At 27.2% G+C, this 23,621-nt stretch carries 24 protein-coding genes; 9 read left to right on the top strand and 15 right to left on the bottom strand.

Annotated elements, in window-relative coordinates; translation table 11 throughout:
* Positions 1–163 precede the first annotated feature (163 nt).
* The 3 genes from dnaA to gyrB all read left to right on the top strand — a co-directional run bounded on the left by dnaA (position 164) and on the right by gyrB (position 5,036).
* Positions 164–1,474 carry a chromosomal replication initiator protein DnaA gene (gene dnaA / locus CRU94_RS03590; protein ID WP_129105433.1) on the top strand — a complete coding sequence of 437 codons (1,311 nt, stop codon included), beginning with the start codon at positions 164–166 and terminating at the stop codon, positions 1,472–1,474.
* 151 nt (positions 1,475–1,625) lie between these two features.
* On the top strand, positions 1,626–2,696 hold the full coding sequence (gene dnaN, locus CRU94_RS03585) for a DNA polymerase III subunit beta (protein WP_129105432.1): 1,071 nt from the start codon (positions 1,626–1,628) through the stop codon (positions 2,694–2,696).
* Positions 2,697–2,714: 18 nt separating this feature from the next.
* Positions 2,715–5,036: a DNA topoisomerase (ATP-hydrolyzing) subunit B gene (gyrB, locus tag CRU94_RS03580; protein ID WP_129105431.1), complete on the top strand. Its 2,322-nt coding sequence runs from the start codon at positions 2,715–2,717 to the stop codon at positions 5,034–5,036.
* A gap of 1 nt (position 5,037) precedes the next feature.
* Here gyrB and CRU94_RS03575 read toward each other — a convergent pair whose 3' ends face one another.
* Positions 5,038–6,006: an NAD(P)-binding domain-containing protein gene (locus CRU94_RS03575; protein ID WP_129105430.1), complete on the bottom strand. Its 969-nt coding sequence runs from the start codon at positions 6,004–6,006 to the stop codon at positions 5,038–5,040.
* A gap of 114 nt (positions 6,007–6,120) precedes the next feature.
* Here CRU94_RS03575 and queF point away from each other — a divergent pair, with 114 nt between their 5' ends.
* The 4 genes from queF (at position 6,121) to tsaA (ending at position 8,209) form a co-directional block, all read left to right on the top strand.
* Positions 6,121–6,498, top strand: coding sequence for a preQ(1) synthase (gene queF, locus CRU94_RS03570; RefSeq protein WP_164966556.1), 378 nt, complete (start codon positions 6,121–6,123; stop codon positions 6,496–6,498).
* A gap of 12 nt (positions 6,499–6,510) precedes the next feature.
* Positions 6,511–7,083 (top strand): helix-turn-helix domain-containing protein, encoded by a 573-nt coding sequence (locus tag CRU94_RS03565; protein WP_129105429.1) that lies wholly within the window; start codon positions 6,511–6,513, stop codon positions 7,081–7,083.
* 206 nt (positions 7,084–7,289) lie between these two features.
* Positions 7,290–7,697, top strand: a complete 408-nt coding sequence (locus CRU94_RS03560; protein ID WP_066165573.1) for a YqaA family protein — start codon at positions 7,290–7,292, stop codon at positions 7,695–7,697.
* A gap of 23 nt (positions 7,698–7,720) precedes the next feature.
* Positions 7,721–8,209 (top strand): tRNA (N6-threonylcarbamoyladenosine(37)-N6)-methyltransferase TrmO, encoded by a 489-nt coding sequence (gene tsaA / locus CRU94_RS03555; protein ID WP_129105428.1) that lies wholly within the window; start codon positions 7,721–7,723, stop codon positions 8,207–8,209.
* Positions 8,210–8,220: 11 nt separating this feature from the next.
* Here the strand turns inward: tsaA and CRU94_RS03550 are convergent, their stop codons facing one another.
* The 13 genes from CRU94_RS03550 to CRU94_RS03490 form a co-directional block, all read right to left on the bottom strand.
* On the bottom strand, positions 8,221–9,027 hold the full coding sequence (locus CRU94_RS03550) for a class I SAM-dependent methyltransferase (RefSeq protein ID WP_129105427.1): 807 nt from the start codon (positions 9,025–9,027) through the stop codon (positions 8,221–8,223).
* A gap of 18 nt (positions 9,028–9,045) precedes the next feature.
* Positions 9,046–9,549, bottom strand: a complete 504-nt coding sequence (locus CRU94_RS03545) for a molybdopterin-dependent oxidoreductase (RefSeq protein WP_129105426.1) — start codon at positions 9,547–9,549, stop codon at positions 9,046–9,048.
* 10 nt (positions 9,550–9,559) lie between these two features.
* Positions 9,560–10,327 (bottom strand): ABC transporter ATP-binding protein, encoded by a 768-nt coding sequence (locus CRU94_RS03540; RefSeq protein ID WP_129105425.1) that lies wholly within the window; start codon positions 10,325–10,327, stop codon positions 9,560–9,562.
* Positions 10,327–11,337, bottom strand: a complete 1,011-nt coding sequence (locus CRU94_RS03535; protein ID WP_129105424.1) for a FecCD family ABC transporter permease — start codon at positions 11,335–11,337, stop codon at positions 10,327–10,329. The genes CRU94_RS03540 and CRU94_RS03535 overlap by 1 nt, the downstream gene beginning before the upstream one ends.
* Positions 11,334–12,344 carry an ABC transporter substrate-binding protein gene (locus CRU94_RS03530; RefSeq protein WP_129105423.1) on the bottom strand — a complete coding sequence of 337 codons (1,011 nt, stop codon included), beginning with the start codon at positions 12,342–12,344 and terminating at the stop codon, positions 11,334–11,336. The genes CRU94_RS03535 and CRU94_RS03530 overlap by 4 nt, the downstream gene beginning before the upstream one ends.
* Positions 12,337–13,335 carry an LLM class flavin-dependent oxidoreductase gene (locus CRU94_RS03525; RefSeq protein WP_129105422.1) on the bottom strand — a complete coding sequence of 333 codons (999 nt, stop codon included), beginning with the start codon at positions 13,333–13,335 and terminating at the stop codon, positions 12,337–12,339. Before CRU94_RS03525 ends, CRU94_RS03530 begins: the two co-directional genes overlap by 8 nt.
* Positions 13,336–15,303, bottom strand: coding sequence for a TonB-dependent receptor plug domain-containing protein (locus CRU94_RS03520; RefSeq protein ID WP_129105421.1), 1,968 nt, complete (start codon positions 15,301–15,303; stop codon positions 13,336–13,338).
* 46 nt (positions 15,304–15,349) lie between these two features.
* Positions 15,350–16,204 (bottom strand): ABC transporter ATP-binding protein, encoded by an 855-nt coding sequence (locus tag CRU94_RS03515; RefSeq protein ID WP_129105420.1) that lies wholly within the window; start codon positions 16,202–16,204, stop codon positions 15,350–15,352.
* The gene (gene modB, locus CRU94_RS03510) at positions 16,201–16,896 is read right to left on the bottom strand and encodes a molybdate ABC transporter permease subunit (RefSeq protein WP_129105419.1); all 696 of its coding nucleotides are present in this window, start codon (positions 16,894–16,896) and stop codon (positions 16,201–16,203) included. The genes CRU94_RS03515 and modB overlap by 4 nt, the downstream gene beginning before the upstream one ends.
* The gene (locus tag CRU94_RS03505; protein WP_129105418.1) at positions 16,889–17,281 is read right to left on the bottom strand and encodes a TOBE domain-containing protein; all 393 of its coding nucleotides are present in this window, start codon (positions 17,279–17,281) and stop codon (positions 16,889–16,891) included. The genes modB and CRU94_RS03505 overlap by 8 nt, the downstream gene beginning before the upstream one ends.
* A gap of 11 nt (positions 17,282–17,292) precedes the next feature.
* Complete coding sequence (gene modA, locus CRU94_RS03500; RefSeq protein WP_129105417.1) at positions 17,293–18,039, bottom strand: molybdate ABC transporter substrate-binding protein; 747 nt, start codon at positions 18,037–18,039, stop codon at positions 17,293–17,295.
* 10 nt (positions 18,040–18,049) lie between these two features.
* On the bottom strand, positions 18,050–18,832 hold the full coding sequence (locus CRU94_RS03495; RefSeq protein ID WP_129105416.1) for a TOBE domain-containing protein: 783 nt from the start codon (positions 18,830–18,832) through the stop codon (positions 18,050–18,052).
* A 318-nt stretch (positions 18,833–19,150) separates the two neighbouring features.
* A complete protein-coding gene (locus CRU94_RS03490; protein ID WP_129105415.1) occupies positions 19,151–19,987 on the bottom strand; it encodes a LysR family transcriptional regulator in 837 nt (278 codons plus the stop codon).
* A 95-nt stretch (positions 19,988–20,082) separates the two neighbouring features.
* Here CRU94_RS03490 and CRU94_RS03485 point away from each other — a divergent pair, with 95 nt between their 5' ends.
* Positions 20,083–21,264: a YbfB/YjiJ family MFS transporter gene (locus CRU94_RS03485; RefSeq protein ID WP_129105414.1), complete on the top strand. Its 1,182-nt coding sequence runs from the start codon at positions 20,083–20,085 to the stop codon at positions 21,262–21,264.
* A 9-nt stretch (positions 21,265–21,273) separates the two neighbouring features.
* Here CRU94_RS03485 and CRU94_RS03480 read toward each other — a convergent pair whose 3' ends face one another.
* Entirely contained in the window at positions 21,274–22,176 is a 903-nt protein-coding gene (locus tag CRU94_RS03480) for an RluA family pseudouridine synthase (protein ID WP_129105413.1), read from the bottom strand.
* A gap of 112 nt (positions 22,177–22,288) precedes the next feature.
* Here CRU94_RS03480 and purB point away from each other — a divergent pair, with 112 nt between their 5' ends.
* Entirely contained in the window at positions 22,289–23,617 is a 1,329-nt protein-coding gene (purB, locus tag CRU94_RS03475; protein ID WP_129105412.1) for an adenylosuccinate lyase, read from the top strand.
* Positions 23,618–23,621: the final 4 nt, after the last annotated feature.

Raw genomic sequence — 23,621 nt, 5'->3', positions numbered from 1 at the left:
AAAAAAGTGATTATATCGTAAAAAATTGAAAGATTTAAAAAACTATTCACATCTTTATTCACAAAATATTCGATAAATTCTACATTATAATCGATAATAAAGCTTATTTATAAAAAAATAAGATATAATAAGTGTTTAATTAAATCAAAAAAATTAGGTATAAATGACACAAAAAGAGTTTATTTTAAATATCCAAAGAGAGACAGAATCTATTGACTTTGAGAGATATTTTAGACAACTTAACTTAAAAAAACTATCAAAAGATGAAAATATCGCTATTTTTGAAGTAGCAAATAGATATATTGCATCTTGGATAAAAAATAAATATGAAAATATATTAAAAGAGTTTTTTGAAAAATATAGCAATTTCAAACCAGATATTGATATTAGAGTTACTGGTGAAAAAAAACTAAAAAAACAAAATGAACTACAAATTAAAAACCAAACTCCTGAAAGTACAATTTTAAATCCATCTTATACTTTTGACTCATTTGTTGTTGGACCTTCAAATCAAATGGCATACAACGCAGCACTTGCTGTTTCAAATAAACCAGGAATTCAATATAACCCACTTTTTATATATGGTGGAACTGGACTTGGAAAAACTCATATTCTTCAAGCTATTGGAAATAAAGCTTTAGAGGATGATAAAACTGTAATTTATGTAACAATTGAGCAGTTTATGAATGATTTTACATTTTCACTAAAAAATAAAAATATGGAACATTTTCGAGCAAAATATAGAAATTGTGATCTACTTTTGATAGATGATGTTCAATTTTTAAGTGAAAAAGAGCTTACTCAAGAGGAGTTTTTTCACACTTTTAATGAACTTCATAATGCAAAAAAACAGATAGTTATGACAAGTGATAAACTTCCATCTCAAATTGCAGGACTTGCAGAGAGACTTAAATCAAGATTTGAGTGGGGATTAACAACAGATATTCAAATTCCAAAGCTAGAGACTAAAATAGCAATTATTGAAAAAAAGAGTGAGCTAAATGGAATCAATTTAAGTAGAGACATAATCTCATTTATAGCAACAACACTTGATAGCTCTATTAGAGAGATAGAGGGTGTTTTAATTAGAATAAATGCAAATGCTTCGCTACTTAATTTAGAGATAAATCTTGCTATGGTTCAAAATCTATTAAAAGATCAAATTAGAGAGAATAAAGAGAATATTAAACTTCCAGATATTATAAATATAGTTGCAAGTGAGTTAAATATTAAACCAAGTGATATTAAATCTAAAAAAAGAACAGCAACTGTTGCAAATGCAAGAAGAGTTGTAATTTATCTAGCAAGAGAGTTAACTCACAACTCAATGCCAGATATTGCAAAGTTCTTAGATATGAAAGATCATAGCTCAATTTCTCACAATATGAAAAAGACTCAAGAGCTTATGCAAAATGATGAAAATTTTAAGCTTGTAATTCAAAATTTAAAGAATAAATTAATAAATAAGGAGTAGAAGAAGTAGCTTAATGTGTGAAAAGATGTGAATATGTTTTTAGTTTTATTCACTATCTCAAAGTGTTATTTGTTGGCTCTTTGAACTATATTTTCATCTTTTCACATAGACTACTACTAATACTAAAAAAAATAGAAAAATAGGAGAACAAATGAAGTTGGTAATAAACAAACAAGTTTTAGAAAATGTTGTTAGCTCAATGCAACCTTTTTTAGAGAAAAAAGATTCAAGTGCAATTACTTCACATATCTATCTTGAAATTTCAAATAGTAGATTAATTGCAAAAGCAACAGATTATGAGATTGGATTTGAAACTTTTGTAGAAAATATATCAAACTTTGAAGATGGAAAAACAACTGTAAATGGAGTTAATCTATTAAGTTTTATTAAAAGATTAAAAAATGAAGATATAACTTTAGAGACTACTTCTAATAATCTTGTAATCAAACAAAATAAATCAGTTTTTAAACTTCCTACTTATGATGCAAATGAATTTCCAACAATAAACAGATATGAAAATCTAAAAGAGTTATCAATATCTATGTTAAATTTTATTAACTCTATTAAAAAAATTTCTCCAGCAATAGATACAAATAACCCAAAATTTGAGTTAAATGGTGCATTAATTGATATTAAAAGTCAAAAAATAAACTTCTGTGCAACTGATACTAGAAGATTAGCTTTAACTCATTTGGAAAATATATCAAATAGTGAAGCTCAATTAATAATTCCAAAAAAAGCTATATTTGAGATTCAAAAACTATTTTTAGATGATGCAAAAATATCTTATGATAATACAAATTTAGTAATTTCAAATGAAAATAGCATTTTCTTCACAAAACTTATAAATGGAAAATATCCAGATTATGAGAGAATTATTCCAAATAATTTAAAATATAATCTTTATATTCCAAAAAATAGTGTAGTAGAGTCAATAAAACTTGTAACTTCTTTATCTTCAAATGTAAAAATATCTTTTACGCAAAATGCAATCTTATTTGAATCATTAGATGAAGATAGTGTAGCAAATACTCAAATTGATATTGATTTAAATGTTGAAAAAGATTTTTATGTTGCAGTAAATGCTAAATATCTTTTAGATTTTTTTAGTATGTCAAATAGTGAAAAGATAAAAATAGGATTTAATGAATCAAATCTACCATTTTATTTAGAAGATGGTAAATTTATAACAATTGTAATGCCAATTGTATTAGAAAAATAAAAGTAAGGATTTATAAAAATGTCACAACAAGAGTACGGTGCTAGTAATATTAAAGTTTTAAAAGGTCTTGAAGCTGTTAGAAAAAGACCTGGAATGTATATTGGTGATACAAATGTAAATGGTCTTCACCATTTAATTTATGAAGTTGTTGATAACTCTATTGATGAGGCAATGGCTGGATATTGTAAAAATATAAAAGTTACTTTAACAAAAAATGGTTACGCAAGAATAGAAGATGATGGAAGAGGAATTCCAACTGCAATTCATCCAACTGAAGGAGTTAGTGCTGCAACAATTGCTTTAACAGTTCTTCATGCTGGTGGAAAATTTGATAAAGATACATATAAAGTTTCAGGTGGACTTCACGGTGTTGGGGTAAGTGTAGTTAATGCTTTATCAAAACATTTAAAAATGACAATTTATAGAGAGGGAAAAATCCACTCTCAAGAGTTTAGTGAAGGTATTCCAAAAGCTGCATTAGAGGTAATTGGAGATAGTCCAAGAAAAACTGGAACAACAATTGAATTTTTAGTAGATGATACTATATTTGAAGTTACTCAATATGAGTTTGCAATTTTAGCTAAAAGATTTAGAGAAGTTGCATATTTAAATCCATTTATTACAATTACTTTAGAAGATGAAAAAATTAATAAAAAAGAGGTTTATCATTTTGAAGGTGGTATAAAACAGTTTGTTGAAGATTTAAATAAAGATACAGCTGTTTCTGAAGTTGTTCATTTTAATGATAGAGTTGATGGAGTTGAAGTTGATATTGCTTTAATGTATAACGATACTTATATTGAAAAAACTCTATCTTTTGTAAATAATATTAGAACAATAGATGGTGGAACTCATGAAGCTGGTTTTAAAGCAGGACTTACAAGAAGTATCTCTAAATACTTAAGTGAAAATGCAGCCGCTAGAGAAAAAGATGTAAAAATTACAGGTGATGATGTAAGAGAAGGTTTAATTGCTGTTGTTTCGGTTAAAGTTCCTGAACCTCAATTTGAAGGTCAAACTAAAGGAAAATTAGGAAGCTCTTATGTAAGACCAATTGCACAAAAACTTACAAGTGATAGTTTAGATAAGTATTTTGAAGAGAATCCTACTCATGCAAAAGCTATTATGGAAAAATCTTTAATGGCTGCAAGAGGAAGAGAAGCTGCTAAAAAAGCTAGAGATTTAACTAGAAAAAAAGACTCTATGAGTGTAGGGACACTTCCTGGGAAACTTGCAGATTGTCAAAGTAAAGATCCAACAATTAAAGAGTTATATTTAGTGGAAGGTGATAGTGCTGGAGGAAGTGCTAAACAAGGAAGAGATAGAGTTTATCAAGCAATTTTACCTCTAAAAGGTAAAATTTTAAATGTTGAAAAATCTAGACTTGATAAAATTTTAAAATCTGATGAGATTAGAAATATTATAACTGCACTTGGTTGTGGAATTGGTGATGATTTTGATGATGAAAAAATTAGATATCACAAAATTATAATTATGACGGATGCCGATGTTGATGGTAGCCATATTCAAACACTTCTTTTAACATTCTTCTTTAGATTTTTAAGACCAGTTGTTGAAAAAGGTTATTTATATATTGCTCAACCACCACTTTATAGATATAAAAAAGGTAAAAATGAGATTTATTTAAAAGATAATAATGCTCTATCTTCTTATTTGATTGAAAATGGTTTAGAGAGTTTTGAATTTGAAGGAATGGGATATAATGATCTTTTAGATCTATTTAAACAAGTTTCAAGATATAGATCTATGCTTGAGCAATTAGGAAAAAGATACTCACTTTTAGAGGTTTTAAAACATCTAATTGAAAATAGTGATTTAGTAAATTTAGATTTTAGCTCTTTATATGAAAAAATTAAAGAGTTTATTGAAGCAAAAGGTCACAATATATTATCAAAGGTGGTAACTGAAGATAAAATTCAACTTTTCGTTCAAACAAAAGAGGGACTTGAAGAGTTAGTTATTGATGATGAACTTTTTGCATCACCATATTTTAGTCAAGCTACTTTTATTTTTAATAAATTAAAAGATAGAGATTTAACACTATTTGAAGGTAAAGATTTAGTAAATCTACTTGAAGATATAGAAAATCTTGCTAAAAAAGGTGCTTATATTCAAAGATATAAAGGTCTTGGAGAGATGAATCCTGAACAACTTTGGGAGACTACTATGACTCCTGAGAATAGAAGACTTTTAAGAGTTAAAATAGAGGATGCTGAAGCTGCTAGTGATACATTTACACTATTTATGGGTGATGAAGTTGAACCTAGAAGAAACTATATAGAATCTCACGCAAAAGATGTAGAACATCTTGATGTTTAAGCTAAAGGTTTAAACCTTTAGCTATATTTTGTGCAATTAAAAATCCATGATTTAAACTACTGCAAATTGATCCTTCGTTTGTTGAAGTTATATCTCCAGCTAAATATAAGTTTTTACAACAACACTCAAAATTTTCATCAAAAATTGGTTTAATATTATTATCAAAATTTACGCCACAAATTTTTAAAAAATCAATTGGTGCAGTTCCACCTATTGCATAAATTACTCTATTAAAATTTTCACTTTTACTATTTGAGAAGTTTACTTTTACAAATCCATTATCATCTTCTAAAGAGTTTATATCACAATTTAATTTTATAGTTAATTTGTTATTAGCTTCAAACTCTTTTAACATATTTTCATTTATAGAGTTTAATCTTGTAAAAGACTCTTTTCTATATGCCAAAGTTACAATATTATCATCCAAAGCTAGTAAATATGAATACTCAGCTGCACTATTTCCACCACCAACAACTAATATTTTCTCATTTTTTGAACATTTATCAAGATTAAAATTTACATTTTTTTGAATCTTAAGAGCTATTTTATAATCTGGTTTATTTGGTTTTCCCATCTTTCCAATAGCAACTACAACATTTTTTGCTTTTAAAATATCTGATTTTAAATGAACTTCAAAAATATCATCTGAGTTTTTAATAATCTTCTCTACTTCACTATTGTATATTGGATTTATATTATATTTTTTTAATAGATTTTCAAAATAATTCAAAATATCCTCTTTTAAACCACCATCAAAATCTATATTTCCTAAAAGCTCAATAACTTGATTTCTCCAATTTTTATCAACTCTTTTACCATCTTTATAAAAAGTTCTAATAGTGCTAAAAAAGTTATCACTTTTTTCAACAATAGCAATATTATCTATATTTTTTATCTTTAATTCAACAGCACAACTAATTCCTGAAACACCAGCTCCAACAATAACTGCATCAAATATTTTTGAACTCATATTTAGCCTTTTAAAATATATTTAAATTCTATCCTTATTTTTAGAAATTAGCTTTATAAGAGATATTTAGATAGAATATTTTTTAAAAATTTTAAAAAAAGGTTACTAATGGAAATAAAATATGGTGAAAAAGAGATTTTAGAGTTTGATATAAATAATTCTGAAAATTTTTGGCCAAATGAACATGATAAAAACTATATAATTGATATTGAGTTACCAGAATTTATGGCAAAATGTCCAAGAAGTGGTTACCCTGATTTTGCAACTATTAAAATTCAATACAGACCAAATAAAAGAGTTATTGAGCTTAAAGCACTTAAAATTTATATAAACTCATTTATGAATAGATATATCTCTCACGAAAACTCTGCAAATGAGATTTTTGATACACTTTTTTCAAAACTAGAACCAAAATGGTTAAAAGTAGTTGCAGATTTTAAACCAAGAGGAAATGTGCACACAGTTATTGAAATAGATAGCTCAAAACTATAAGAGAAAAACACCTTGAAAAGATTAGTTAGTACATCAGAAGCTTCAAAGATTTTGGGTATCTCTATTCAAGGTGTTCACTATAGAATTAAAAAAAATCAACTTGAACATATAAAAAAAGATGGAAAAATTTTAGTCTATATTGATGAGATAGATCAAAAATATTCTGAAAAATTGGATGATAATCTACTTTTAAAATTAAAAGATGAACAGATTTTAATACTTAAAAAATCACTAAAATATCTAAAAAAAATGCATCAAAAAGAGATAAAAAGATTAGAAAATAGTCATAAAATGGCAATTGATGTTTTTAATAGTGAGATAAAACTTCTTCAAAGTGCTTTTAATGAGATGAGAACAGTTTATAAAAATCAAATTGAGTATAATCAAAATGAACAAAAACAAAACCAGAGTGAATTTATAACACTAAAAGAGTTTTTTGTAATATTAAAAAAATCATCAAAAAGTGATGAACAGATAAAAGATATAATAATAAATTCTATAAAAAATGGTGATAAAAGATTTATTTACAACAAATCCACAAAGAAAATTTTGATTTATAAAGATGATTTTAAAGATTTAATCTAAAGAAGTACAAAGTACTCCTTTCCAGATACCCAAACACAACACTAAAAAAGGTGCCTTGCTATGTTCCCATCCTGGGGCGTTGTCTTTAGAAGTGCTTGAAAGGGTCTAAAAAGGAGCATTCAAAACATATCTTATGTTCTCAATGCTACTTTTAAGAGTTGCGATTATAACTAAGATAAAATTAATTTATTATAAAAAAGAGAAAAATGACATATTTAATACTTTTTATTTCAGCATTTGCATCTGCAACTTTGCTTCCACTTGGTAGTGAAGCTTTACTTATTTACAATATTAAAGAGGGTTTTAATATCTATGCTCTTTTATTAATTGCAACTTTTGGAAATGTTTTAGGCTCAATTTTGAACTACTATTTGGGTTTAAAAGGCGAAGAGTATTTAGTAGATAAAAAATTGGTTAAACAAAAATATATAGATAGTTCAAAAAGATATTTTGATAGATTTGGAGCTTTCTCTTTACTTTTTGCATGGTTACCAATAATTGGTGATCCAATCACTTTTATAGCAGGAGTTTTGAGATATGATTTTAGAAAATTTCTTGTTTTAGTAGTAATTTCTAAGTTTTCAAGATATTTTTTTATAGCTTTAATAGTTTAAATTTAATACTAAAAGGATTAAAAATGAAAATAGATATAGAGTCAATTGGTACAATATTTACAGAGTTTAAAGATCGTGAAAATATGCCTGTACAACCTTGTGGAGGCGATAAAAGTATAGGAAAAATTGTAATAAAAGATGAGTATAAACAAGGTTTAAAAGATTTAGATGGATTTAGTCATATCTATTTAATATACTATTTTCATAAATCAAAAGATTATAAACTAGAAGTTATCCCTTTTAATGATAAAAGCAATTCACAAAGGGGAGTTTTTTCAACTAGAACTCCGATTCATCCAAATAAGATAGGATTATCTTTGGTTAAGTTAGAGAGTGTTAAGGATAATATTATTGAGATTAGAGGGGTTGATATTTTAAATGAAACCCCTTTAATAGATATAAAACCATATATTCCAAATTTTGATTTTGTTGAGGGTGAAATTAAATCTGGATGGATGAACTCATCTTTAGATGAAGTAAAAAATAAAAAATCAGATAAGAGATTTTTATAAGAAGAGTCTATTTATAAACTCTTCTGCCAAGAGATAAATGCCCAAGTTAAACTCTCTTTCTCTTTTTTATTTTTATAAGTAGTATTAAAATACTCTCTTAATATTTTCTCCTCTTTTTTAGACAAATCTCCTAAGCTCCATTTTAAGCTTTGAATAAATTCATCTTCATCTAAGGTATCAAATTTAGAATTTTTTGTCTCAATAAAATCAACCTTTGCATAAATTCCCATGCTATGAAGAGTATTTAAAAGATATATATAATCAGGTCTTGGAATAATATCTCTTTTTAATTGCTTTAAAATCTCTTTATCTATAAAACTTCCACCCACTTTTGTTGTTATATAGACTCTTTTATTTGCTTTTTCATCTAATTTTTTTAAAGCTTTTTTTATATCTTTTACTTCCATAGACCTACTTGCAACCACAATATCAGCATTTGGAACATCTTCCCAAGAGTCATACCAAGATTTATGAATGCTTACTAAATTTTCTATATTTTGCTCTTTTGCATTTTGTTCGGCATAATTTAACATCTCTTTTGAATAATCAAGAGCATAAACAGTTTTTAATTTTTTTGCTAGTGCTAAACTAATAGTTGCTGGACCACTTCCAACATCAAGCAAAGTTTCACAAGCACTTAAATCAACTCTTTTTATAAACTCTTTTATATATGGACTATTCATAACATTTTGACTAAAATGCAAAGCTTTTTTATCCCAATCACTACTACTTTTACTCTTAAAAGTAGAGTTCTTCATTTGTATTTTATATAGTTTTGAAAAGTTCAATTTATCTAAATTTGTTTTTGCTAGTGGCATTATTTCCCCTTTTTATTTTTAAATTTTCCCTACAACAATTTTTTTAAGCCATTTTATATGTCTAGGACCATTTTTTATATCATCTATACTGATTAATGCAATTTTTCCTTGATAATCTTCAAGATAATTTCCATTTTTTTTATAGAAAACTATTATATTTTCTCCTAATTTTGTATTAAAGACTTCATTATAGGAAAAAATTGCTTCATAACCATCTGTTGAAATAGCTTTAAAATATATATTGTTGTACTCTTTACGACTATTTACTTTTAAAATAGCTTTATCAATAATATCTCTTAATAAAACTCCTTCATAACTCTCAACATTATCTTTTATCTCTCCACTCATACAAATAACAGGAGTTGAGCCACTTTTAAAATAACTCATTTTTTCAAGCTCTTTTACATTCAGTTTTATACTATTTTCGACCAATCCAGAAACTTCAATTTCTGTTGATATTTTATAATTCTCATTTGCAAATAAGTTAATTGCAAGAACTAAAACTAAAACTATTTTTTTCATATATTTCTCCTTAAATTATTGGTATACAAAATTTGTAACCATTTTCTCTTTTAATTATCTCAACATTTACATCATAAAGTTTGTTTATATTTTCAACAGTTAGTTTGTCATCAACTAAACCATTATCTAATATTTGTCCATCTTTTAGCATCATTACTTTATTTGAAGCATATAAAGCATGATCTGGATAGTGAGTTGTTTTTACAAATGTGTATTCTTCTTTTGATAACTCCTTTAAAAAATTTAATAGTTTTAGTTGATTTCCATAATCAAGTCCAGTAACTGGCTCATCCATAAAGATGATTTTTGCACTTTGTGTTAAAGCTCTTGCAATAAAAGCAAGTTGTCTTTCTCCACCACTTATTTGAGAATATATCTTCTCTTTTAGATGCAAAATTCCTACTTTTTCTAAAGCTTTTGTAGCAATATTTCTATCTTTTTGTGAGTAGTTTGAAAAAAGTCCAATATGTGGTAACCTTCCCATTAAAACTACATCAAAAACAGTGTAATCAAATGGGATTTGATGAGTTTGTGGAACATAAGAGATGATTTTTGCTAACTCTTTATTTGAATACTCTTTTATATTTTTGTTTAAAATTTTTATTTCACCTTTTGATTTGAATATTCCTAAAAGTATTTTTAATAAAGTTGTTTTTCCTGAGCCATTTTTTCCTAAAAGTGAAAGAATATCTCCTTCATTTAATTCAAAACTAACATCTTTTAAAACTTGATTATTTTTATATGAAAAAGATATATTTTTTGCTTCTATTAATTTCATTAAAAACCTTTTTTAGCATTTTTTAGAACAAAAATAAAAATAGGAATTCCTATAATTGCTGTAACAATTCCAATAGGTATTTCAAAGCTAAAAATTAGTTTAGATGTATTATCAACAATAAGTAAAAATATTGCACCAATTAATGCACTCATTGGTAATATTACTTTATTATCAGCACCAAATAAAAGCCTTGTAATATGTGGAATAATCAATCCAATCCAACCAATAATTCCAGCTAAAATAACACTAAGTGCACTTATTAAAGTGGCTACTATTATTATGATTAGTTTTATAAGTTTTGTATTTATTCCAAGAGCTTTTGCCTCTTCATCTCCAAGACTTAAAGCATTTAAATATTTTGAAAAAAAGATTAAAATCAAAATTCCACCAAGCATAGGAATAGTTAAATTCCAAACAATAGAGCTTGTGCTAAAAGATAAGCTTCCCATAAGCCAATATGTAATTGCAGGTAAAACATCATTTGTATCGGCTCCATATTTTATAATAGAAAGCAAAGCTGAAAATAGTGAGCTACTTATAATTCCACCAAGTACCAAAATAATCATATTTCTTGAACTTGAATATATAAAAGATATTGTAATAGCAAAAAAAACGGCAAGTATTCCAAAAATAAAAGTAGAAAGATTTATCAAAAACCAATTTAAGCCTAAAATCATTCCAAGAGCAGCACCAAATGAAGCTCCACTTAAAACTCCTAAAATTCCAGGAGAAACTAAAGGATTTACAAACATCGCTTGAAAAGATGCTCCAGCAACTGCTAAAGAAGCTCCTATTAAAATGGCAGAGATAATTCTAGGTAGTCTAATATCAAAAATAATATTTTTTAAAGTCTCATATTTTTCATCATCAATCAATGAGTTAAGTCCAATTAATTTTTTTAAAAACATTAAATACTCATCAAAACTAATTTGATATTGACCCAAAAAAAGTGAAATATTTATCATTAAAATCAAAATAACAATTAAAGCAAAAGAGCTTATTTTTATCATATGTTTTTGCCTAAAATATCATCAATTTGAGAATCATCTAAATCTAAATCTAAAAATAGTTTATAAAACTTTTTTGATTCTTCATAAATATCTAACTCATATAAATCAGGATGTAAAATAGAAATAACATATTTTAAACCCAATAATCTCATAAATGATGGTGGTCTATCAAACCAGCTAAAAGGATCCTTTGGTAAGAAATATACTTTTTTATTTTTTACAGCATCTATTAGTTGCCATTTTTTATCTTTATAAATATTTTTATAAAACTCTTTTTCATAAACTAAGATTATCTCAGGGTTGTAGTTTAAAACTTGTTCAAAATTTACAGATTGTCTTCCAAAACTGTTTGTTGTTTTGCACTTATGAACATTATCTCCACTTGCAAGATTTATTAACTCTGAGTGAATTGAAGTATTACAATCAGTCAGAAGTCCATTATTTCCTTCTGCATAATATACTTTTGGTTTTTTATCTACTTTTTTTGATATTGTTTTTGCTAAATTTAAACTCTCATTTCCATAATTTTCTAGCTCTTTTGCTCTTTCTTCTTTATCTACAAGTTTTCCTATATATGAAAAAGATAAAACAAGCTCTTCAAGCGTATTTGATTTTAGATAAACCAAAGGAACATCTATATTTCCTAAAGATGATTTTAGTTTCTTTTCACCCATTTTTTTTGTAGAATCAGACAATAAAATCACATCAGGCTTTGTTTGTAAAATCATCTCACTATTTGGAATTCTTCCTTGTCCAAACCAACCACCAAGAACAGGAAGATTTACAACTCTTTCATCTAAATATTTTGCTTCATCTTCATTAAATGAGAAGCTTAATCCAGCAATTTTATCTTTGTCAATTGCATATAATGAATACAAAAGAGTAGGAGTTGCTGCATGAATTTTCTCTACTTTTTTTATCTCTATTTTTGTTCCAAGCATATCTTCATAAATTTGTGCATTTAAAAAAATTGCAATAGAAAATATAAAACTAACTATTTTAAACATATGGTTTTACCTCATTTATATATAAATCTAAAACCTCTTTTGCTCTTTTTTGTGAGCTTACAAGAGGTTTTAATAAAAGTGCTTCAATATTAAATTCACTTTTTAACTCTTTAGTTTGTTTAATACACTCTTTGGGAGTTCCATAAATTGCATTTTGTAAAATTCTATTTGAATCAAACAAAGATTCTCTAATTTCTAAATACTCTTTTGTCAAAAGTTTTACCAAAGTTGGATTTGTATCTTTTGATAAGAGCATAGATTTCAAGAAAATATCAGCACTTTTTTTTGTCTCTTCTTCAATCTCTTTTTTATCAAAACCAATATTTATGCCTCTTGCAACTCTAAAAGAGAGCTCTTTTTTAGAATTAAAACTATCAAAAGTTTTAAAAATATCTCTTATTTTTTCTTTGCTTAAAGCTAAACTTCCAATCAAAGAGAAGTTTCCTTTTGCACATTTTTCTATGGCTTCCAGTGATTCAGAAGCTATAAAAGTAGTGATTGGTTTTTTTATTTTTGGTCTTATAGATATATCTTCACAAGAGAAATAACTGCCTTTAAAAGTTACTCTCTCTTCTAAAAGTAATCTATGAATAAGCTCATTTGCTTCAAACATAAGTTCACGATTTGATATGCCATCTGTTTTAAATGTTTTATCATAAATAGCAAATGCACCTTTTGCAATTCCATATAAAAATCTATCTTCATCATAAGCTTTGATTGTTGCAATCTCTTCTGCTAGTTTTATAGGATTATAATATGGAAGAAGTATTCCAGCTGTTCCTATTTTTATCTTTTTTGTTTTTCCTAAAAGATAGTTTGCAACACTAAGAGGAGATGGAGTTACACTAAAGTTATTAAAATGATGTTCTGTAAGCCATGCTTCATCAAATCCTAGCTTTTGAGCATAACAAACCAGATCTATCTGGTCTGTTATAGCTTTTTTGTAATCATCTTCCCAGTTTTCAAAAAGAGAAAAAATCGCACTTTTCATTTAGAATTTATATGTCATATTTGTGTAAACAACTCTTCCAGATTCTGGGTAACCATAACTATATTCGTAGTTTTTATCAAAAATATTTGAAGCTCCTATATCCCAAGTTAATCCTTTTACAAGCTCATAAGCAATTTTTGCATTCCAAATAGCAGCACTACTTACATCTTTAGCATTACTTTTAGAATCAGTGTGTCTGCTTGAAGAGAATTGCATATTTACATTTGCCATTAAAGCTTTGATTGGTCTATATGTTGCACTTAGAGCAATTTTATGTTTTGGAGCATCTGTGATTAGGTCTTTTTTACCTGTATCTTTATTTACTTCTTTGTTTTTAGTTAAAAGTCTTGTATAGCTTGCATCAAAATCAAGATTGTTTTCAAATGCATAGAAATACTCTAGCTCATATCCCATATGTTTAACTTTACCAATGTTCTTATTTTGAGAAATTTCATTAGTTTTATCTATTTCTTCAGATTGTATATAATCTTTTACATCAGAATAAAATAGAACCGCTTTTATTCCTTGATTTTCATATAGCTTATTTGCACCTATCTCATAGTTTATAGTTTGTTCAGGTTTTAACTCAGGATTAGGAATATATGAATTAAATTTATAAGAATATTTTTCTTTTAAGCTTGCAAATCTTGTTTTCTTTGCAACTCCTGCATAAGTAGAAAAACTATCATCTATATCATACTCAACTTTAATCATAGGATTAAAAGATGAATGGCTTGTATGTTCAAATTCAGCTCCATAATAAATGTCAGGTTTCTTATTATTTGCTTCTTTTACATCATCTTTATCCCAGCTTGCACCTGCAATAACTCTAAAATCATCTGTTACTCTAAAAGTATTTTCTAGACCAATAGAAAAATAGTTCATTTTATTTCTATTAATTTTCCCACTATCATCTTCTTTTTGAACATCTTGTTTTGCATGAAGAGCAAGTTTTAAACTATTTCTTAAAGTATCGAATTGTCCTAGTTCTAGTGAAATACCTTTTGTACTTGCATCATATGGAGTTGCATCAAATTTTAATTGAGTGTAAGAGCTATCTTTAAAAAAGTTCATACTATCTTCATATTTGTCATAAAAAACTCTAGATTTTATATATCCTAAATCAAAGTTTGTATTTGATAAGAAGTAGAAGCTCTCTTTATTTGAGTAAGGCCATTGTCTATAAGGGTTACCTTTTTTCCCATTTGTATTAACATCAACTGGCATTCCTTTATCTGTTTTTTGATTTATATAGTTAAATGCATACTCATCAGTTTCATTTGGAGTAAAACCTACTTTAAGATTTATATTTTGATCATTTTTATATGAGTTTACTCTTTTTTTATTATCTTGATTTGAGTTTGATTTAAAATCACTAGACATTGGATAGTAATCTCTTTCCATAATAGAACCACTAGCTTGAACATAGTATAAACCTTGGTTTGTAGCTAGATTTAAGTAAGATTTTCTTCCTTTACCATTAAAAACACCAGTTGAAAGAGTTCCTTCTAGCTCTTTTGTTGGTCTTTTTGTAACTAAGTTAATTGCACCTGCAAAAGTATTAATACCTAAAAGTGGAGAGCTTAAACCTTTTGTTACTTGGATTTTATCAAGATTAAAAGTCATATAGTTTGATAAATCTACATAACCTTCAACAGGTAAATTTATAGCAATACCATCAATAAACACAGGAGCATGTCTTGCACTAAAGCCTCTTATTGAAACTGTTTGTTCTCCTCTTGCACCATAACCATAAGTGTTTAAACCACTAATTGTATTTAAAGCTTCTAAAACACTATTTTTGTTTTGAAGCTCCATCTCTTCAGCACTTATTTCATTGCTTTTAAATTTACTATCTGTATTTGATTTCTCAAATATATCAATTTGTCCTAAATTTATTGTTTCGTTTGCAAGAAGTGTTCCTGAAAAAAGTGTTGTAGCTACAACAAAGCTTAATTTTCTAACCATATCTATTCCTTTATCTATTTTAGTATATAACGACCTTTAAAAAAAACTATACTCCTTTTAAATTTGGAGTGAATGCTTTTGTACTTACATTTACTTTTTCTCCAATTACTAAGTTTTTAGCTTCTATATTTGAAATTACAACTTCAACAATCTGTTGACCAATAGCTACAATAGCGATATTTATAACATCAACTTTTATAATATCCAAAAGCTCACCCTCAAAGCTAAATTTCTGGCTACCTTGAGTTTTTAGTAAAATATCTTTTGGCAATCCATCATCTATAATTTTTCCATCTTTTAAAACTAAAACTCTAGATGCTAATTTATACATCTCACTTGGATCATGACTTACCATAATAGTTGTAGTTTTAAACTCTTTATGAAGTGTTAAAATCTCATCTTGAAGTTTTGCTCTCATGTGAGGATCAAGAGCCGAAAGAGGTTCATCCATAAGAAGTATTTTTGGTTTTTTCATTAAAGCCCTACATAAACTAACACGCTGTTTTTGACCACCACTTAAAGAGTTTGGATATCTATTTTTAAGCTCATATAAATCTGTTAAGCTTAGAAGTTGTTTAGCTAAATCTTTATCTTTTTTTACATAAAGCAGATTTTCAATCACATTTAAATTTGGAAAAAGTGCATAATCTTGAAAAACAAAACCAATATCTCTTTTTTGAATTGGTTTTTTAATCTTTTCATCTAGCCAAATTTCACCATCTACAATAATCTCTCCACTTGCCTCTTCAAGACCTGCAAGTATTCGCAAAATTGTAGTTTTTCCACTTCCACTATCTCCACTTAATGCTACAAATTCTCCATTTTGTAAAGATAGATTTATATCTAAATTCATAAGCCCATTTGAACCGTGAAGCTCTTTTTTTATATTTAAACTAATCATTTCACAATTCCAATCTTCTTTTGCTTTCCATTAAAAATATAGACAGCAAGCAAAGTTAAAAAACTAAGAATAATCATAATTAAACTATAAATATGTGCATTTTTATAATCCATGATTTCAACAAACTCATAAATTGCAATTGCTGCTACTCTTGTCTCATTTGGAATACTTCCACCAATCATTAAAACAACTCCAAACTCTCCAACAGTGTGTGCGAAAGTTATGATTAAAGCTGTTAATAAAGATGGTTTGATATTTGGTAAAGCAATTAATAAAACGGTTTTAAATTTGCTTTTCCCACTAATATAACTAGCTTCAATCATATTTTTATTTAAGCTTTCAAACCCACTTTGAAGTGGTTGAACCATAAATGGAAGACTATAAATACAACTAGCAATTATAATTCCATATAAATTAAATACTAAACTAATACCAAAATGCTCTTGAAAAAATTGACCAATAATTGAGTTATGAGATAATCCCCAAAGAAGATAAAATCCTAAAACAGTAGGAGGAACTACCAAAGGCATTGTGCAAAGTGCTTCTAAAAATGGTTTGAATTTTGACTTTGTTTGTGATAAATACCAGCTAAGTGGAAGGCATAGCACAAACAAAATCAAAGTAGTAATAAATGCCAATTTAAATGAGAGCAAAAATGGTGCATAATCAACACTTAATAGATAATCAATCATTTAAAACCTTTAAAATTGATAGATCACTAGCTTTTATTAAAATATATACATTATCATCTATTTTAAGATTTAATCTTATAAAAGAGTCCTTTGTGATTATACTTTCAAAAATTGTATTATTTAATTCTAAAGTTATAATACATAGAAGTTCACCACAATTAATATCTACTATTTTTGCAAGAGTTTGGTTTGATAAACTAATATCTTCTATAAAATTTTTAGAGATAATTATATTTGTTGGTTTTACTACAAGTTCAACCCTTTTACCAATAGTTATATCTTTATTTAACTCCAAACTCATCATTTTTAAAGTTATATTATTAAAATCAAACTCTACGATATTTAAACTATCTTTTGTTCTAATCTCTTTTACTCTTGCAATCATACTCTCTTCTTTTATTTAACTAAGTATCCAAATTTTACAAAAATATCTTTTGCTTCTTTACTTAGAATAAAATCATAAAAAGCTTTTGCTTCACTGTTTCCTTGAGCTCTTTTTAATATTACTATACCTTGGTCAATTGGAGTATAAAGCTTAGGATCTACACTTACCCAGTGAATATTCTCTTTGTATTTTGACATTTTTTCATCATATAAAGATGATTTTGCAATAAATCCAATATCAGTTGCTGTTATAGCATAAGTTACAGTTTGAGATATAGATTCAGCATATACAAGTTTATTTTCAATCTTCTCTTTTAAATTTGCATTTTCAAAAGCTTCCATAGTTGCTCTTCCATAAGGAGCTGTTTTTGGATTTGCAATAGCTATTTTATTTATATTTGAATCTTCAACTATACTAAGTCCTTTTTTTAAATCAAGCTCTTTAGAACTTAACATTGCTAAACTTCCTTGAGCATAAATAACAGGTTTTGTAATAGTTAAATTCTCTTTCTCTAAAGCTTGTGGAAATTTCATATCAGCACTTAAAAAAATATCAAATGGTGCACCATTTTGAATTTGGGCTGTAAATTTACCACTACTTCCTAATGTTACTTGAACTTTAGTATCTGGATTTGTTTTATTGAACTCTTTTATTAAATCATTAATTGCATAACTTACATTTGCTGCAACTGCTACATTTATTGTTCCTGCAAAAGCAGTTGAACATAAAATCGCAAGTGTTAAAATAATCTTTTTCATAATATCTTCCTTATCTTCCAATCATAATATCAGATGCTTTTATAATAGCATCAACTTTAGTTCCAACTTCTAGTTCCATATTTTTTATAGATTCAGTAGTTATAACTGCAACAACTTTATCTTCATTTCCAATATTTATTATAACTTCTGAGTTTACCTTGGATAGATTGATTTGCTCTATCTCTCCTTTTAATATATTTCTAGCACTAATTTTAAATTCACCTTGATTTGATACTAAAACATTACTAGATTTTATAACAGCAACAACCTCATCAAAAAGCTCTAAACCAAGATTTTGTACAGCACTATTTGTTATAGTTGAAGTTAAAATATTCCCACTTTTTAGTTTTAAACTAATTTGAGCATTAACTTCTCCTAAAACTATATCTTGTACAACACCAACTATTTGATTTCTAGCACTAATTTGCATTGATAGCCTCCTTATAGTTTTAAGTGTTCCACTATTTAAATCTGTAATTCGATTTAAATTTTCAATAAATTTTTTATGCTCCTCTTTTAGTAAAGAGTAAGTTTGTAAAATCTTCTCTCCATACTCCGTAAGAGTTGTTCCACCACCACCAGCTCCTCCTGTTTCTCTTAAAACAATAGCACTGTCGGCTAAATTATTCATATCTTCAATAGCTTCCCATGCACCTTTATAGCTCATAGGAACTACTTTTGCCGCTTTATTTATAGATCCTGTTTGTTTAATTGCTTTTAAAAGTTCAATTCTTTTTTCAAGTAAAAAAGGTTTATTTAAAATTTCAAAAGTTAAAGTAGATGAAACTGGCATACTTCTCCTTGTTATTTTTATTATATATAACGAACGAGAATTCTATCTTTATATAACTTAATATATAATGATTTTTTATCAACTTTTCTATCTGCTATTTACTTTTCAACTCCAATAGCAGTCCTCTTTTCAAAAAATCTCAATCTTTAGTTTTATTTTCCTACTTATTATTACATTTTGATTAAATTTTTATATAAGTTTTTAAAATAAATCTAAATGAAATAAATTTTTGCTATAATTTTGATTTTAAAATGATTTATAATTGATGAGTATAAAACTTACAGAAAAGTTTAACTAAAACACTATACTCATCACTTATCAATCATCTAAATTCATCTTTCTTAAATAATCACTAATTCTTGGAATATTATCAGCTCTACAAACTAAACATGTTGGGATATAAGCCTCTTCTTTTGGTAAAATAGTAATTTTTATATCTTTATCATATCCCATTTTTTTTACAATACTAAGTGGTAGCAAAGATTTTCCCATACCAACTTTTATACAAGATAAAATAGTTTCTAAATTTCCAAAAGGAAGACTCTTTTGTACAAAAATATTTTTTTGTTGGTAATAGTTTTTTAAAAATTCATCATAAACACAACCCTCTTTAAATGTTAAAGTTACATTTGGAACATCATCTTTTTGTGGTTCAAGTATTGCAATTTGCTCTTCAAACTTTTTTAAAACTATTAAAGAGTCATTTTTAGGTTCACCACTTATAAATGCTATATCAACTCTATAATCAAGTATTAACTCATATATATCTTTTGTTGTTCCAGTAAATAGTTCAAGATGTAAATTTGGAAAATCTTTATGAAGTTTTAATAAAAATGGTGAAATTCTAACAGCAGCATTACAATCTGTTGAGCCAATTTTTAAAGTTCCAGTTTCAATATTGTTATTAGAAATAGAGTCTATACAATTTTGCATTTTATGTATTAATTCAAGAGCTTGAGGATATAGTTTTTCGCCCTCTTTTGTCAAAATAACACCCTTTGGAACTCTAAAAAACAGCTCAACTTTTAAATTTTTTTCTAGTTGTTTTATTCTTGAAGTTACATTTGATTGGGCACATTTTAGCTCATTTGCTGCTAGTGAAATACTCTTTTTATTTGCAACGCTTACAAAAACTTTTAATAAATTCAAATCCATATCATTTTTCCTTATATCACATATCATTATTAATTATTTGACACAAAATAACTTTTAGTGATATCATAACAAAAATTTGGTTTTTGAGGCAAAATATGTTGAAGCTTTTTGATAGAAATAATAATATCTCAATTTTAATTGCTGGAATTTTCTCTATAATTATTGGTATTGGTGTTGCAAGATTTGCATTTACAGGTTTAATTCCTCCTATGCTTGATGATTATTTAACTATTAAATTTGTTGGAATATTAGCCTCTTTAAATTTTGCTGGATATTTAAGTGGATCACTATTTTCAATATTTATAAAAGATATAAATGTAAAAGTTTATCTATATAGGTTTGGTGTTGTTTTAGCAACTCTTACAACTTTTGTTTTAGTTTATAGCACAAACGATACAGTTTGGATGATATCAAGAGTATTAGCAGGATTTGCAGGAGCTATGTGTTTAATTGTAGGAACTGCAATTGTTATGCAAAAACTTACAATAAAAAGTAAAACAAAAGCTATGGGAATTCACTTTAGTGGAATTGGATTTTCTATTTTAACTACAGATTTAATTGCAAGATTTGTTTTGAGTTTAGATTATAGCTGGAGAGATTCATGGTTTGTCTTAGCTATTTTTGCAATAGTTTTGTCATTTTATAGTGTTTATATTCTATCATTTGACAAAGAGGTAAAACAAAATCAAGTAAAACAGAAGTTTGATTTTACAATTTTCACACCATTTGTAATAGTTTTAATTATGGCATATTTTGCAGAAGGTGTAGGTTTTGTAGTTCAAGCTACATTTTTACCAGATATTATAAATAATCTTTCTGGACTTGAAGGTTATGGAAGTCTTACTTGGACACTTGTAGGAGTTGCTGGAATTCCATCTTGTATTATTTGGATGTTATTGGCACATAAATTTGGAAGTTCAAACATAATAATAATTGCACTCTTACTTCAAGCAGTTGGAATTTTAATTCCAGCTTTTACAAGTGATGTATATATGAATTTATTAAGTGGAGTTTTATATGGAGGTACTTTCATAGGACTTGTTGCTCTGTTTATGAATTTAGGTGGACAGTTATCAAAAGGAAATCCAGTTGTTTTAATGGGAGCTTTAACAACATCTTATGGAGTTGGACAAGTAATAGCTCCACTTTATAGTGTATATTTTATTGAAAAATATGGAAACTATGATTATGCTCTATATTTAACAGCTATTATTGTAATTGGTGGAGCTATTTTACTTTTTATGGCAAAAAAATTTGAGCCAAAAGATATTTGCTAAGTTAAAATATTACTTTATCTGCTCCAAAATCTCTTGATTTTTTGAGTAGATTTTGTAAGTTACACCTTTATATGGAAACTCAAGATGATTTGCATGAAGCCAAAGTCTACTTGAACCTGTAACTTTAAATCTATCCTCTTTACTTAGAGTTTTATTTAAGTAGTTTTCAGCATTCTCATCATCAACTCCATAAATAGGATCTCCTAAAATTGTATGTCCAATAGAGTATAGATGAACTCTTATTTGATGTTGTCTTCCTGTTAGAGGAATTGCTTCAATAAGTGTCAAATCTTTTTCTTTATTATATTTTATTGGTTTTATAATTGTAATTGACTCTTTTCCACCCTCATTTTCACTGCAAACTTTCATTCTAACACCTATTAATAAACCTTCTTTATCAATAGCTTTATCAATTTTTATCTCTTTTTTTATCTCACCATTTACAATTGCTAAATATGATTTATGATATTTTTTATCTTGAAACATCTCTTTTAGCTCAATTTCACTCTTTTTATTTTTTCCAACTATTACTAATCCACTTGTTTCAGCATCAATTCTATGAATTAAATTTGCATTTTCTCCAAAGTGATATCTTATCTCATCAAGTAAAGAGTATGGAGTATTTTTTGATATTGGGTGAACCATAAGATGTGTTGGTTTATCAAAAATTGCAAAATCTTTAAATTCTAATAAAGGTTTTAATCCTCTAGAATTGCCTTCAAAAAGTGCTATAAAGATATGATTTGTTGGTATTGTTTCACCTGTGTTTATATTATTGTTATTTTCATCAAAAACTCTTCCTTTTGATACAAGTCTTTGTGCTACTTTGCCTTCTATACCGAGGTTGTGAACTAGAAATGCTTGAATTTTTTTATCTTTTATTGCTTCATATTTCTTTAGTGTAAATGCCAAATTTATTCCTTAGATTTTATCTTATATTTTGCTCTAGTTAGGTATAGTTCAAATTCAAATTTAAAGCAATTTTATAATAAAAAATATAGAAATACGATTAGAAGGGTAATTTATGGTAGAAAGATATGCAAGAGAAGAGATGAGCTCAAAATGGACACAAGAGGCAAGATATGCAGCTTGGTTGGAAGTAGAAAAAGCAGCTGTAAAAGCTTGGAATAAATTAGGTCTTATACCAGATAGTGATTGTGAAAAAATAGTAAAAAATGCAAAATTTTCAGTTGAGAGAATTGAAGAGATAGAGGCTATTACAAAACATGATTTAATTGCGTTTAATACAAGTGTAAGTGAGAGTTTAGGAGAAGAGTCAAGATGGTTTCATTATGGAATGACATCTTCAGATGCCGTTGATACAGGTGTTGCTTTACAAATGAGAGACTCTTTACAAATTATAATTGATGATGTGAAAATGCTACTTGAATCTATTAAAAAAAGAGCAGAAGAGCACAAATACACTTTAATGGTTGGAAGAAGCCACGGTATTCATGGAGAGCCAATAACTTTTGGTCTTACTTTAGCTGTTTGGTATGATGAAGTTAAAAGACATCTAAAAAATCTTGAAGAGACTATGGAGGTTATTGCTGTTGGACAAATAAGTGGAGCTATGGGAAATTTTGCTCATGCACCACTTGAGCTTGAAGAGTACGCAATGGCTGAGCTTGGACTTAAACCAGAACCTTGTAGTAACCAAGTAATTCATAGAGATAGATATGCAAGACTTGCTACAACTTTAGCACTACTAGCTTCAAGTGTTGAGAAATTTGCAGTACAAATTAGACATCTTCAAAGAACAGAAGTTTATGAAGCTGAGGAGTATTTTGCAGCTGGACAAAAGGGAAGTTCAGCTATGCCACACAAAAGAAACCCTATTTTAACTGAAAATATCACAGGACTTGCAAGAATAATTAGAGCATATGTAACTCCAGCTTTAGAGAATGTTGCATTATGGCATGAAAGAGATATAAGTCACTCTTCAACAGAGAGATTCTGGTTACCAGATGCATTTATTACAACAGATTTTATGCTTCATAGAATGAATAGCGTTATTGCAAATCTTACAGTTATGCCTGAAAATATGATGAAAAATTTAAACTTAACTGGCGGACTTGTATTTTCTCAAAGAGTTTTACTAGAACTTCCACTTCAAGGAGTTAGTAGAGAAGATGCATATAAAATAGTTCAAAGAAATGCTATGAAAGTTTGGGAAGAGATTCAAAAAGGAAAACCAACTACAAATGAAAAAGGTGAGTCTTTATATCTTCAATATCTTTTAGCAGATGAAGAGTTAAGAAAATCTTTAAGTGAAGAGAAGATAAGAGAGTGTTTTAATTTTGACTACTATACAAAAAATGTAGAAAAAATTTTCAGTAGAGTTTTTAAGTAATAGG

This window comes from Arcobacter sp. AHV-9/2010 (genome assembly GCF_004116575.1).
Lineage (GTDB): Bacteria > Campylobacterota > Campylobacteria > Campylobacterales > Arcobacteraceae > Aliarcobacter > Aliarcobacter skirrowii.
The sequence above is the reverse complement of the archived record's forward strand: the minus strand, read 5'-3'. Positions and strand labels throughout refer to the sequence as shown.